The sequence below is a fragment of the Nitrospiraceae bacterium genome (assembly GCA_021373015.1).
GTDB lineage: Bacteria > Nitrospirota > Thermodesulfovibrionia > Thermodesulfovibrionales > UBA1546 > JAJFTJ01.
Genome location: JAJFTJ010000002.1, coordinates 62,587 through 76,576 on the forward strand (window position 1 = coordinate 62,587; position 13,990 = coordinate 76,576).

Genomic DNA, 13,990 nt, shown 5'->3' on the forward strand with positions numbered 1-13,990 from the left:
TCCGCATATTCAGGTATTAAGCCCGTATTTTTTCATCTTATTAAATAGGTTTTTCCTGCTTATGCCCAGTAGCTCTGCTGTTTCAGTCCTGCTCCACTTTTTCTCTGTAAGCGCCTCAATGATAAGTTTCCTTTCTTCTTCAGATTTTGCTGTCTCAATTCTTTCTTTTGCTTTTCCCACTGCGTAGGGTTTCTTAAAGTTGTTTATATCAATAAGTGCAGAGATTGTGTCACCTGCTATCACTGTGCTTTCCTCGAGTATTATTGCTCTTTGTATCAAATTTTCCATTTCTCTCACATTTCCGGGCCATTCATAGCCAAGAAAAAACTTTATTGCAGATGAAGAAATGCCCTTAATATTCTTGCCGATACTTTTATTGTATTTTTTTAAAAAATGGTCTGCTAAAAGAGGGATGTCTTTTTTTCTGTCTCTTAAGGGAGGAACATGTATTTCAAAAACCTTTATTCTATAGAAAAGGTCGTCTCGGAATTTCCCCTCTTCAACAGCAGAGGAAAGATTTTTATTGGTTGCAGATATAAGTCTAAGGTCAACCTTTATTGTTTTTGTGCCGCCGAGCCTTTCTATCTCTTTGTCCTGAAGAGCCCTGAGAAGTTTTGCCTGAAGCCCAAGAGATAAGTCTCCGATTTCATCCAGGAAAATAGTACCGCTTGAAGCTCTTTCGAACTTTCCGATATGCTGCTTTGCAGCCCCGGTGAAAGAACCTCTTTCATATCCGAAAAGTTCTGATTCAAGGAGTGTCTCTGGTATTGCCGCACAGTTTACACCTACAAACGGTTTGTCTTTTCTTTCACTCAATCTGTGTATCGTTTTTGCAATAATTTCTTTTCCTGAACCGCTCTCGCCTGTTATCAATACCGTAACATCAGTTGATGCTACTTTTTTTGAAAGTTCTACTGCCTGTTTCATTTCATCGCTTTCTGCAATAATATTATCACTTAAAGTTTTTTCGAGACTTTCTTTTTTAAGAGCCTCGAGTTCTTTTTGCAGTATATATTTTTCTATTGCCCTTTTTATGATTATTCTTACTATTTCTATGTCAATTGGTTTTGTGAAAAAGTCATATGCTCCGTGCTGCAGCGCCCTGATAGCGAGTTCTTTTGAAGCAAATGCAGTTATCATTATTACAGGCATCGAATGTGTTTCTCTTATTTTTTCCAGCACTTCAATGCCGCTCATCCCTGGCATCCTCTCATCAAGCAGCACCAGGCTGTAATCCTGTTGTTTGATAAGGTCTAAGGCTTCGGATCCATTGCCAGCTATATCAAACGGGAATCCGTCTTTTTTAAGCAGTTCTGCAAGAAAAAACTGGATACTTTGATCATCATCAGCAATAAGAATTCTATTTTCCTGAATTTGATGCGCCATTAAGACTCCTTTTGTATCCTAAATATTCTATCATAGGAGTATATATGTAGTTGATATAAATATTTTATTGAAGGCTCTAATATGAAAAACAAACAAAGCATCTGTACTTTTAACAGGCAGGATATTGAGCTGATCTGCGAAAATGTTTTTGCTGATGGCAACAATGTTCAGCTTTTCTGGAGGAATGAAAAGCTATTCGAAGCCTTGTTTGACCATATCTCTTCTGCAAAAAAAATCGTCTGTCTGGAATTTTATATTTTTCGTAATGATGAAACAGGTTTAAGAATTTCAAATTTGTTGAAAACTAAAGTTAAAGATGGAGTTAAGGTTTATATTTTATATGACCATTTTGGTTCTTTTCAAACACCCAGACAGTTCTGGCTTGATATGGAAAAAGCAGGGATAGAAATTAATACATCGAATTCATTCTTATGGACAGCACCTTTTAAATACTTTCGGCGTAACCACAAGAAACTTATTATTATTGACGGTAAGGAAGCTTTTATAGGCGGATTGAACATTGCCGATGAATACAGCGGTTATTTCAAAAGGCATAAAAAAGCATGGAGAGACACAGGAATAAGTCTTGAAGGACCTATTGCCTATAAGCTTCTTAGCGAATTCAATAAAAGCTGGATATCATATAGAGGAAAAAATATTATTGATTCTTCCTTTTCTGAAGAAGATGCAGGGACGCTGCCTGTTATTCCTATTTTTGCAAACTCAGGAAAGGGAAGGAGAAGATTTAGAAAACTTCTTTATTACAGCATTGAAAAAGCAGCTGCTGATATATCTCTTACAACAGCTTATTTCACACCAAGCAAAAGAATGATATATGCCTTCTCAAGGGCGGTAAAAAGAGGAGTTAGAGTGCGATTACTTTTGCCGTCTCACAGTGATGTTTACGCAGCCCATTATGCAGGCAAGGCGTCTTATTCCAGGCTTCTCAAGTCAGGTGTTGAGATATACAATTACGAGGCAGAAATTCTCCATGCAAAGACATCGGTGTTTGACGGATGCTGGAGCATTATTGGCTCGGCAAACCTTGATTACAGATCATTGAAAATTAACGATGAGGGTAATGTCGGAATTTTAAATAAAAATTTTGGCGAGCAGATGCTGAATGTATTCGACGACGATCTGAAGAAATCCTTCAAAATAGAAACTGATAAATGGTCAGAACGCGGATTCATTGAGAAAATTAAAGAAAAGTTTTTTGCGCTGTTCAAGATGAGGCTGTAAGTCAGGATAAGGTTGTTTGCCCTGTAAATGGAAGCTGAATTGTAAATTTTGTCTTGCCACTGCCTGATTCTATATTAATTGAACCCCTGAGGTCCTTAATTGAATCCCTGGCAATCTTAAGTCCCATACCATGTCCGCTCCCTTTGGTGGAAACACTTTCATTGAATATTTTTTCTTTCTCTATTTTAGGGCTGATCTCAGAATCACTGATAACTTCTATAATTATGCCGGCCGAGGTTTTTTTTGTGCTTATTATGATTGACCCATTGTCATTAACAGCCTCATAAGCATTAAGAACAATGTTGTATATCGAATGAAAAAGCCGTTCATCCTTTACTGATATCTTATCAATGTCTGGATCAAAATTTTCTGTTATATTGACTTCTTTATCTTTTACTGTCTGACCGCAGAGAAGAACTATTCTGTGTATCATCTCTTTTAGATCATCTCCGCCTGAAATCGAAGTCCTTTTTTCATATAAAGCATCAACAACCCTGTTAAGCCTCTCTACTTCTTTCAGTATTACATCTATATAATTTTTCTTCTGATTATCATGCTCTATATCTTCTCCGATTAACTGCACCAGTCCTTTGATTGATGCCAAGGGATTTCTGATTTCGTGTGCAACCTCCATTGCAATGGATCCTATATTTGCCAGTTTTTCGGTTTTTTGCATTTCGTAATGCATTTCTTTTATCTTTGTAATGTCTATGAAATTTAAAACAGCGCCATCGATAGAGTTCCTCCCTAGAATTGGAGAGAGAGTGTATCCGATAGTCCAGTTTTTGTTATTGATTAATATGCCTAGTTCGCCTTCAACAGATTCTCCTTGCATGACAGTTCTCAAATCTCTGCTGATATTAAATAGAGTTTCGATTTTCTTCCCAACAACATCTGTTTCATGACAGCCCAATATATAACATGCATGCGGATTTACCATTGTGATTTCTGCATTTCTATTTACTGCGATTATGCCGCCTGTTATGCTTTCGAGTAATGAGGTGTATTTTTTGAGGGAAGTTGCTATTTCCGCAAATTCTTTTCCGAGTGAGCTCAATGCCTCAACATTTATATCCTGGGATATTTCTTTCAGAACCATCTTGGCAGGTTTTATGAGACCATAAGCAACGACCAACCCCGAAATAAAGGCAATAATCCCTATTACATATGTCCATCCCTCGACAAAATTATAGACCGAAGTAAAATCCAGAGATGTAATGATATTACGGTTCGATAAGGAGTTTAGTTTTACAAGAAAAATAAGAGGTGCTGCAATCGAGAATGCGAAAAACAATAAAGGGAACAGAATAAACAGGCTTATATAAAAACGCTTCTTAAAAAAAGCGTTTTTTATCTTTTTAGTGCGCTCATCATGTCCCATATCGGCATGAATACTCCCAGAGCAAGGAAGAGGATAACTCCCGCCAGTACCAGCAGGAGAACTGGTTCAAGTGTGGTTGATAAATTTCTAATAGCATATTCAACTTCGGAGTCATAATAGTCTGATATTTTATTCAACATATCGTCCAGAGCTCCTGTTTCTTCTCCGACAGCAACCATCTGTACAACCATCGGCGGGAAAGCTCCTGTGCTGGCCATTGGTTCAGCAATTCCCTTGCCTTCTCTTACGCTTTCTTTTATTACATCGACAGCCCTTTCAATAATAAGATTGCCTAGTGTTCCTGATACTATGTCAAGTGTGTGCAGCAATGGAATACCGCTGCGGTATAGAGTTGAAAAAGTTCTTGCGAATCTGGACATAACTGCTTTTTCAACAACAGAACCAATTATAGGAATTTTTAATTTGAATTTATCCCATTTCCATCTGCCCGAAGGAGTTTTAATGTAATTTTTAAATGAAAAAATTATACCTATAACGAATGCAAATATAATATACCAGTATTCTCTTATGGCCATGTTTGTAAATATCAAAATGCGTGTGGGTAAGGGAAGCGCCACTTTAGAATTTGCCCACATAGCTGCAAACTTGGGGATAACAAAAGTCGTAAGTACAAAAAATGCAATTGTAATTGCACATACAACAATAACAGGATACCTTGTTGCTGCTTTTATTCTGGCGCGTGTCTGGGCTTCGTGCTCGAGCAGAGATGATAGTCTTTCAAGGATACTGTCCAGCACTCCGCCTTCTTCTCCAACAGCGATCATGCTCACATAAAGAGGAGGAAATACCTTTGGAAATTTTGCAAGGGCATTCGAAAACGAACTGCCTTTTTCCACTTCTGTCCTTATTTCGAATATTATTTTTTTAAGCTTGCTGCTTTTAGTCTGCTCTGCCAATGTATCGAGGCTTCTTAAAAATGAGATGCCTGCGCTAATAAGTGTTGCCAGCTGCCGGCTGAAAACTATGAGATCTTCATGGTTTATTCTTTCGAAAAGGTCGAAACTAATGTTTTTTTGAGAAGCTCTGCCAGATGCCGCAGACTCAATCTTTACAGGGATATATCCTTTTGCAAATATTTGCTCGGCAGCAGCTTCTGGCGAAGATGCATCGATTAATCCGTTTATTAACTGACCTGCCTGGGTTCTCCCTTTGTATGAGTAAGAAGGCAATTTAGTCTTCCTCCTCAGTTACTCTTAGAACTTCTTCAAGAGTTGTTATTCCTGCTGCCACTTTTAGAAGTCCTTCCTGCCGCATTGTCCTGAATCCTTCTTTGACCGCCTGCGCTTTTATTTCGCTTGCAGTGGCTTTTTCAATAATAAGTTTCTTTATGGATTCGCTTATAGATAGAAGCTCGTATAAGCCATCTCTGCCAAGATATCCTGTTGAACGGCATTCTCTGCATCCCTTTCCTCGATAGAGAAGAGTCTTACCCTTGATGCCGATTGTCTTTAATATGTCTAATTCAGTAGTATAGCTTTCCTTGCAGTAAGGGCATATTTTTACTACAAGTCTCTGTCCTAGAACTCCGATAAGAGAGGATGTTATAAGAAATGGTTCAACTCCCATGTCGATCAATCTGGCTATTGCGCCGACTGATTCGTTTGTGTGAAGTGTGCTCAAGACAAGATGTCCTGTCAGAGCTGCATGAGTTGCGATCGATGCTGTCTCCACGTCTCTTATTTCACCAATCATTATAATGTCAGGGTCCTGTCTTAAGATTGATCTTAAGCCTGAAGCAAATGTAAGTCCTGCCTTTGGATTTATCTGCACCTGATTGATGTCAGGGAGATTGTATTCTATAGGATCTTCTATCGTGATTATATTTTGTTCAGAGGCGCTGATATTTCTCAATGATGCATACATCGTAGTTGTTTTGCCAGAGCCTGTCGGACCTGTTGAAAGCACAAATCCATATGGTTTGCTTATGAGTTTTTCATACGCTCTGAGTGTGTCTTCTGAAAAACCAAGATCACCCAATTTTAGCTGGGGAAGTCCTGAAGTTTTCTCAAGAAGTCTTAAAACCATTTTTTCCCCGTATAATGTAGGAAGTGTTGAAGCCCTTAGGTCGAACTGTCTGTTATCAATGTTCATAGGAAAGCGTCCGTCCTGTGGGATTCTTTTTTCAGCTATATCCATTCCTGAAAGTATTTTGATCCTGGAGAGCATCCCAGCATGCAGATGTTTTGGAGGTTTCATGATGTCGTGAAGTTTGCCGTCGATCCTGAATCTTACTCGCAATGACTCAGCATAAGGCTCGATATGAACATCGCTTGCCCTGTCTTTTATTGCCTGGCTTATTATTGTTGTAACAAGCTTAACAATAGGAGTGTCCTCAACTGATGAGTCAGATGCCGATGTAAGAATCTTTTCTCTTTCAGGAGAAAAAGTATCGGCTGCTCTTACAACCTCATCTATCATTTCCCCGCCTCTATAGTATTTGTCTAGTGTTCTCATGAGTTCTGTTTCTTCTGAGATGACTGTGTCAACCGACATTTTTGTGATGCGGATTATTTCATCAACAGCAAATACATCAAGAGGATCGGCCATTGCTATTACCAACTTGCCTTTATTGATTTCAATCGGCAGGAGTCTGTATTTTCTTGCAGCAGATTCAGGAATTTTGGCGATAACCTCAGGAGCTATAGAAAGAAGCTTCAGCTCCTTAAAAGGCATTCCAAGCTGTTTACTTAAAGCCTTTGCAATAACATCTTCTGTAAGATAACCGAGACTTACAAGTGTTTCGCCAAGTCTTTTGCCAATGCGCTTCTGCTCTTGCATTGCCTTGTCGCGCTGTTCTGAAGTGATTACGCCTGCTTCAATAAGCAATTCACCAAGAAATCTTTTTTTAAGCGCCATTTTTGCCTCCTGGGTTTTCTTTTGAAGAGTTGTCTTCTTTAGCTCCCGGGTATTTTTTGGAAGAACCGACCCCTAGCAAATCAAAGGTTATACTCATGCCATAATCACCGGGTTTTTTGTTAAAGCTTACTGTTATTCCCCAGCACTGTTTTTGATAGCGCATTTTCATAGCGAAATCTCTTAATCCGCCTCTTCTAGCATCATACCAGAGAGTAGTATCGGTAGACAAGTTTTTAGAGATACTATAATTTATCCCCATGTTGTAAGAAAGTATATCTTCGATTTTGTTATATCTTTCACCAAATGAAATCGTTAGCGCTTTGGTTACATTTACTGATGCGCTTGAATTTAAAGTATCAAAATCACCAGTATATGTGTTATATGAAGCATCCCCTCTCAGGGATATAGGTCTTCCAAGGGACACTGCAACGTTAATTGGAGAAAATGGCTTGTCTGTAATATAGGAGTTATATGATTCAGATATAGTCATAGTGAAAAACTCTCCGTCTTTATCAAACAATCGGTTTGTTATAGAAAGTGCAGTGGTTGACTGCTTTGTATACTGCTCAGTAGAATCAAATAGAGGCAGGTTGGTTTTTTCTCTATTCAGCTTAGGACTGAATGTATAGCCTAGCGATGGTTCTATTGCATGAGTAAAGGTGCTGTATTGTTTAGTTATACGTGATGTGCCTGTGACATTGTAATCAAAAAATTCCCTGCTTATTAAATCTTTATATCCTTCGCTTTCATTGTGGGTAAGTGAATAAGCAGTTTCTCTTAATCCAAGATTCTGAAATATGACCACCTTATCTCCAAAAGAATGGGAAAGTTTCGGATATATATCAATGCGCTCGCCTCTTGGCCCCTCATCTCTTGCAAAATTTGCTACAGAGGAAGTAAGAGAAAAAAGCAGCGGGCCTATTTTTTGTGGGTTAAGAACAAATCCAACTTCAGGAAGTCTCTGTACTACTGATGCGTTAGTGCTTTCTGTGTTCAGGTCCTGATAATACTGAGACATTATATAAATACGGGAAATCTCATCGGAATATGATATCTCACCAGCTGATTGGGTAAATCTTGTTATGCGGTCTTCTCTAATTTTGTTGTACTCAATAGAATTGTTATATTCAGCGTAAAAATCTTTTTTATTGAGAAGGTGAAGGTTCCAGTATGCTGAAAATCCGCTTTCATTCCTTATTTCATGAGAAGATTTTAATTCGTAAAAATCTTTTAACAAATAGTTATCTCTTATATGATACAGCCAGTGATTGCCTTCTATTCCTCCAAGTCCCAGATAACGGTATTCAAGTCCTTCGCCAAATCCTCTTTTTGAGTAATAGTCAAGCACAACAGTTGCATCTTTATTATCATCAATTGCCCAGAAATATGGTTGTCTATATGATAAGCCTTTTTTCCCACCATATCCAACGACAGGCGTTAGAAGTCCGCTTGTTCTTTCAGTAACAACAGGAGCCCATAGATATGGAGTGTAAAAGACAGGGGTATTATTAATATTAAATGTCGCGCTGTTGGCCTTAAGCCTGTCTCCTATTATTACTTCAACATTATTTCCTTTAAAGCACCAGTCAGGAGGATCCGAATCACATGTTGTTATAGAGGCATCTTTAAGAAAATATTCATTGTCACTTTTCTTTATTATCTCTTTACCCGACACTCTGGAGGAATCTTTCTTGGAAAAAAACTCTGCATTATAGAATACCCCTTTTTTTGTATCCATGTTCACTTCTGCTTTTTCCGCCTTTAGCCTGATCTCAGGGGTTTCATATGAAACATTGCCTTCTGCATAAATCATTGATTCTTTTTCGTCGTATTTTATTTCGTTGGCTTGGACTGTTATGTTTTCCTGTGTTATTTTTACAGAGCCTTTTGCATGATAAAATCCTGTTTCTTTGTCATATTCAAGAGAATCTGAAGTTATTGACACAGGGATATTTGCTGCTGAACACTCGAGGGAATAAATTGCTAGAGATAAATAAACAGCAGATAAAAATACAATTAATGTTAGGAAATAATTTATCTGTTTATTTTTTTTCATATAGTTTCCCTTAGTTTTGACAACACAGCTTTTTCCCCGAGAATCTCCTTTGCCTCACCTATTGTATAAAAAGAACCTGTAATAACGATCAGGTCTCCATTTCCCCATATATTTGCTGCCAAGTATACAGCGTCTTTAATGTTCTTCGCTTTTGTGTACTTGAATCCAAGCGATTCTGCCTCCTCTGTCAGTTTATCAGGAGATGCCGCCCTGTCAAAATCCGGCGCAGTGAGTATTATATCTGATGCAAGCGGTAAAAGATGCGCAAGTATTTCTTTTATATCCTTGTCAGCCATTATGCCTAAAATTAATATTATTCTTTTGTATTTTTTCAGAAACAGATTCTTCAAAGATTCCGCCAGTCGGCCGGCAGCAGATGAATTATGCGCTCCATCAATTAAAATAGACGGATTTGCTGATATCATCTCCATCCTTCCTGGCCACTTAACTTCTCTCAGGCCTTTTTTTATGGCGCTCACAGTCATTTTCTTTTTATATGCAGGATTTTTTTTAATAAAAATTTCGCATGTCTTTAGAGCAACGGCTGCATTTATAAGCTGGTGCCTGCCAGCAAGAGGAATCGTTATTTTATCCATAGCAGCTTCTCCGCTGTAATCAAACACACTTTCTGTTGTATCTTCTTTCAGCGGCTTAAAAATAAAATCTCTTCCGTATATGAATAACTCGGAGCGCTGCTCACTGGCTTTTCTCATTATGACCTCGCGCACTGATTTATCGATTGCCAATGTTACAACAGGCATTTCCTCTTTTATTATTCCTGCCTTTTCTGCTGCAATCTCTTTGAGGGTATTGCCTAGAAATGATTTGTGGTCATAACTTATTTCTGTGATCACTGATACCTTTGGTATAAGAATATTTGTTGCATCCAGTCTGCCGCCCATCCCAGCTTCAACAACTGCAATATCAATATTCTCATTTTTGAAATAAAGGAATCCCATTGCAGTGATAAATTCAAAAAATGTTGGTGTAAGCGTTGTTTTGGAAATGGCATCTCTTATTTTTTCAGTAAGCTTCACAACTTCCTTTTCAGTTATCTCTTTGCTGTTTATTCTGATTCTCTCCGTGAAACTTACAAGATGTGGAGATGTAAAAAGTCCTGTCTTAAATCCAGCAGCATGAAATATCGATGCCAGCATGGCGGCAGTAGAGCCTTTTCCGTTAGTGCCTGCAATATGAATTGAGGCAAAACTTTTTTGAGGATCGCCCAATATGTATAGAAGTTCAGTTATATTCGCCAGCCCGAACTTTATCCCATATTTTTGAAGGCTATAAAGATAATCAATGCTATCCCTGTAGCTCATAAATGCCATATTTTACATAAAAATTAATAAAGTAAGAAGAATAATTTTGCAGAAAAAATCGAGAAGAGATATGATTAATTCATGTATTATATTCAGTAAATATATTGGATATTCCTGAATTTTGGTAATATTTTAACAGATGGAGAAACAATGAACCAAAATGTGAAAATGTACACGCTCAGCACATGCAGCCACTGCAAGGCAGCAAAAAAGCTTTTGAATGATTTTAATGTAAAATACGAATTTGTTGATGTTGATTTGGCTGAAGGAGAAGAGCAGGAGGCTGTAATAAATGAAGTAAAAAAATATAATGCGCGCCTTACATTTCCTACGATTCTTATTGGCGATAAGGTTATAGTGGGATATCAGGAAGACAAGATCAAAGAGGCTCTGAAAATATCATGACAGCAGAACAGCTTTACGATATTTTAAAAAAATCACAGGAACCGCAGGGCTATTTTTTTAACAAAGACAGAGAAAGGGTCTTTGATCTCCTTAAATCACTTCTTATTAATAAAGGTCGTTATGGTTATATGTCTTGTCCATGCAGGCTTGCGTCAGGTAAACAGGAAAAAGACAAAGACATAATCTGTCCGTGTGTTTATCGTTCAGCGGATGTTGCAGAGTTTGGAAGCTGTTATTGCAATCTTTATGTTTCAAAGGAATGGAATGAAGGTAAGATTCCTTATATATATGTGCCTGAAAGAAGACCAGTGGAAAAGATGGGATTTTAAAATTGAAATAAGAAAAAATACTATCACAGGATGGGGTGCAAACCATGGGAGAGCTTTTGAAAATACGTCTTGCCAGAATCCAATCGATCTTTGCGGAATTTTTTGGACTGGGGCGCACAGCATCGCTCAGCGCAATTATTCTGATAAGCCTTATTATGATCCTTGCTGTTTACTGGTTCTTTCATTCTGCTCCGCCTAAAACCATTATCATTACGAGCGGTCAAGAAGGCAGTCTTTTTTACAAAAACGCTGAGAAATATGCAAAGATACTGGCACGTAATGGCGTAAAATTAAAGATCATCCCGTCACAAGGCTCACTTGAAAATCTCAAAAGGCTCTCTGATCCGTCATTCCGTGTTGATGTTGGATTTGTTCAAGGCGGATTGGCAGCTGGCATTAATACCGAAAATATTGTCTCGCTCGGGAGTATTTTTTATGAACCTCTGAGAATTTTTTATATATCAGCTAAGCCTATCGATCTTCTTTCACAATTTGAAGGCAAGAGAATTGCAATAGGTGAAGAGGGCAGCGGCACAAGAGCTGTGGCTTTGGCTTTGTTGGCAGCCAATGGCATCAAACCGAACGGCTCTGCAAAGCTGCTGAATATTGACGGAGAAGACGCAGCAAAAGCGCTTCTTGAGGGCAAAGCTGATGCCATATTTTTAATGGCTGATTCTGCTTCTGGAGACATAATGCGCAAGCTCATGAGAGCCCCCAGTGTGAAGCTTTTTAATTTTACTCAAGCCGACGGCTACACACGCCGCATTCGGTATCTGAGCAAGCTTTATCTGCCTAAGGGAACCCTTGACTTCGGGAAAAATCTCCCTGCACAGGATGTTTATCTTGTCAGCCCAACAGTCGAACTTATTGTACGTGCAGATATTCATCCTGCTCTTTCAGATTTACTGCTTGAGGCAGCACGCGAAATACACGGACGAGCTGGGTTGTTTCAGAAGAAAGGAGAATTTCCTGCTCCAATAGAAAATGAATTTCGCATTAGCGATGACGCAGCGCGTTTTTATAAATCAGGGAAAAGTTTTCTGTATCGTTATCTCCCGTTCTGGCTCGCGAGTCTTGTGAACAGAATACTGGTGGTGTTTGTGCCTCTAATTATTCTATTGATTCCAGGGTTTAGAATAATCCCGGCGCTGTACAGATGGAAAATAAAGTTAAGCATTTATCGTTGGTATCGTGCTTTGTTGAGGCTGGAGCAGGATATCCTCATGCGTTCAACAACAGAAAAAAATGAAGAAATATTGGGCAGGCTTGATAATATCGAGAAGGCGGTCAACAGCATGAAAGTGCCTGTGTCTTTTGCTGAACAGTTTTATGTGCTGCGCGGACACATTGGTTTTGTCCGCAGCCGTCTAACAAACAGCATAAGTTGTACTGAGTAAAGAGAATAAAATAAAAACGAATTTCTGATTAATAAGCTTCTCTACGAGTCATTGACCGAAAGTTACCGAATTAGTGTCGTTGCGGCTCGTGCCGGGAGTATGAACAACCGTCCCCTTTTCTGTTTTTTTGAATTGCATCACACCGCGCCTGTCAAGAAAACGGGCGCTGTCCCTATTTACATCCGTGTCCCTATTTACATCCACTGATTAACTCTTAATTTTATCAAAACGTTTATTAAATGGTACTTTCCCTATGAATTGATATTCCTTACCCCATTCGTATATATCAGCTTTCGTAGGTATTTCAACACCTGATGTTAATTCTGTGACTATAATTCTATCTCTATACTGATTATTTCCGTAATAAACACGAACAAATTCTGGCATTAATTTGGAACCCCTTTCAAAAACTAATTCTACCTTACCTTCTGAGTATTTAAATACAGTAACATCACATCCACTTCCGGCCATCCAAATAATAATAAGCCGGCTATTTTCGTAAATGCCTACTTGGGAAATAATATATGGGGTATAACCATTTTCGTATTTGAATATTTTATCAAAGTCTTTATATATAGATAAAACATAATCTCCTGTTTCATATATAACCTTATCAGGTCTCGAAATTACACACAATAGTTGTTCTGTTTCACCTGCTACGTCCCACCAAACAGCCCACACAGGTGCATTTTGCTTAGTGAAATGTGAAAAATCAGAATTTTCAACATTAGAGCACGCAACGATAGTTACAGTACCAATCAGACAGGCTATAAGTGCTATGATTAATCTATTCTTTTGGCCACTTTTTAGGAAAACAGTCCATTGGATTACCACATTTCTTTTTAGTATCCTGAGGACATTCTTTTTTACAGCTATTAACCTTTTTAAGGCATTTCTCACATTCCAAAAGTGCATTAACTGGATAACCTTCTGGTCCATAGTGTTTTAACGCTCCTTTCAAATCACCAAATCTATCGACCAATATTCCTAAGTATTCTGAACCCATTTTTATATTGGTTGCCGGATCAAACACGCCAGTATCATAATCGTATTTCTCCCCGACTTTCTCCTGTTGAGATTTCGACAGTTTTTTAAGTTTTTTACCAAGAGATGGATCTTGCTTAATCATTTTTAGCCTGTTTAGCCTTGTAATTTCTTTGTTGGCTGTTCTTGTTACACCCATCAAACCTTTGCCAGCTAAATCTGGCCCCGCATTAGGATTAAATGAAGATTCTTTTTGAGCAATACATATAACTATTTCATTGCTCTGACCCGAAAGATTGTTCTTTGATACTATATCTGATATTTCCTCAAACTTCAATAATCCTAATGGGTCAATTCCGCTGTTTGGCTGATTCCACACATAGCGATACAGGTTTGCATCGTTTCCTGCAAATCCAATTGGGTCTGTGCTTATATACCGTCCTGCTTCAGGGTCGTAATAGCGGTTGAAGTTATAATGCTTTCCTGTTTCTTCGTCAAAGTATTGTCCGGGGAATCTCAGGTTATTAACGATGGTTGATGTTGAGTCAACTATTGCTTCGCCAAATGATGTGTATTTAGCGCTCCAGACTGTGTTTCCACTGATGTCTGTC

11 protein-coding genes and 1 pseudogene are annotated in these 13,990 nt (G+C 38.4%); 4 read left to right on the top strand and 8 right to left on the bottom strand.

Annotated features, from left to right (window positions below):
• Positions 1-9: 9 nt before the first annotated feature.
• Positions 10-1,386, bottom strand: a complete 1,377-nt coding sequence (locus LLF28_00455; GenBank protein MCE5193924.1) for a sigma-54 dependent transcriptional regulator — start codon at positions 1,384-1,386, stop codon at positions 10-12.
• Between the two features lie 81 nt (positions 1,387-1,467).
• Between LLF28_00455 and LLF28_00460 the strand changes: the two genes are divergently transcribed.
• Positions 1,468-2,628, top strand: coding sequence for a phospholipase D-like domain-containing protein (locus LLF28_00460; GenBank protein ID MCE5193925.1), 1,161 nt, complete (start codon positions 1,468-1,470; stop codon positions 2,626-2,628).
• A gap of 1 nt (position 2,629) precedes the next feature.
• On the opposite strand, the gene LLF28_00465 is transcribed toward LLF28_00460, so the two are convergent.
• The 5 genes from LLF28_00465 to LLF28_00485 all read right to left on the bottom strand — a co-directional run bounded on the left by LLF28_00465 (position 2,630) and on the right by LLF28_00485 (position 10,264).
• The gene (locus tag LLF28_00465) at positions 2,630-4,009 is read right to left on the bottom strand and encodes a PAS domain S-box protein (protein ID MCE5193926.1); all 1,380 of its coding nucleotides are present in this window, start codon (positions 4,007-4,009) and stop codon (positions 2,630-2,632) included.
• A complete protein-coding gene (locus tag LLF28_00470; protein MCE5193927.1) occupies positions 3,979-5,199 on the bottom strand; it encodes a type II secretion system F family protein in 1,221 nt (406 codons plus the stop codon). Before LLF28_00470 ends, LLF28_00465 begins: the two co-directional genes overlap by 31 nt.
• A 1-nt stretch (position 5,200) precedes the next feature.
• The gene (gene tadA, locus LLF28_00475) at positions 5,201-6,886 is read right to left on the bottom strand and encodes a Flp pilus assembly complex ATPase component TadA (protein ID MCE5193928.1); all 1,686 of its coding nucleotides are present in this window, start codon (positions 6,884-6,886) and stop codon (positions 5,201-5,203) included.
• On the bottom strand, positions 6,876-8,831 hold the full coding sequence (locus tag LLF28_00480) for a hypothetical protein (protein ID MCE5193929.1): 1,956 nt from the start codon (positions 8,829-8,831) through the stop codon (positions 6,876-6,878). The genes tadA and LLF28_00480 overlap by 11 nt, the downstream gene beginning before the upstream one ends.
• A gap of 107 nt (positions 8,832-8,938) precedes the next feature.
• Entirely contained in the window at positions 8,939-10,264 is a 1,326-nt protein-coding gene (locus tag LLF28_00485; GenBank protein MCE5193930.1) for a bifunctional folylpolyglutamate synthase/dihydrofolate synthase, read from the bottom strand.
• A gap of 150 nt (positions 10,265-10,414) precedes the next feature.
• Between LLF28_00485 and LLF28_00490 the strand changes: the two genes are divergently transcribed.
• Genes LLF28_00490 through LLF28_00500 form a run of 3 tightly spaced genes read left to right on the top strand, consistent with a single transcriptional unit; the run spans position 10,415 to position 12,395 of the window.
• The gene (locus tag LLF28_00490; GenBank protein MCE5193931.1) at positions 10,415-10,669 is read left to right on the top strand and encodes a glutaredoxin family protein; all 255 of its coding nucleotides are present in this window, start codon (positions 10,415-10,417) and stop codon (positions 10,667-10,669) included.
• A complete protein-coding gene (locus tag LLF28_00495) occupies positions 10,666-10,998 on the top strand; it encodes a hypothetical protein (GenBank protein ID MCE5193932.1) in 333 nt (110 codons plus the stop codon). Before LLF28_00490 ends, LLF28_00495 begins: the two co-directional genes overlap by 4 nt.
• A 44-nt stretch (positions 10,999-11,042) precedes the next feature.
• Positions 11,043-12,395: an ABC transporter substrate-binding protein gene (locus tag LLF28_00500; GenBank protein MCE5193933.1), complete on the top strand. Its 1,353-nt coding sequence runs from the start codon at positions 11,043-11,045 to the stop codon at positions 12,393-12,395.
• 207 nt (positions 12,396-12,602) lie between these two features.
• Here the strand turns inward: LLF28_00500 and LLF28_00505 are convergent, their stop codons facing one another.
• Complete coding sequence (locus tag LLF28_00505) at positions 12,603-13,229, bottom strand: hypothetical protein (protein ID MCE5193934.1); 627 nt, start codon at positions 13,227-13,229, stop codon at positions 12,603-12,605.
• Between the two features lie 472 nt (positions 13,230-13,701).
• Positions 13,702-13,899, bottom strand: a pseudogene (locus LLF28_00510) (RHS repeat-associated core domain-containing protein).
• Between the last annotated feature and the right edge of the window lie 91 nt (positions 13,900-13,990).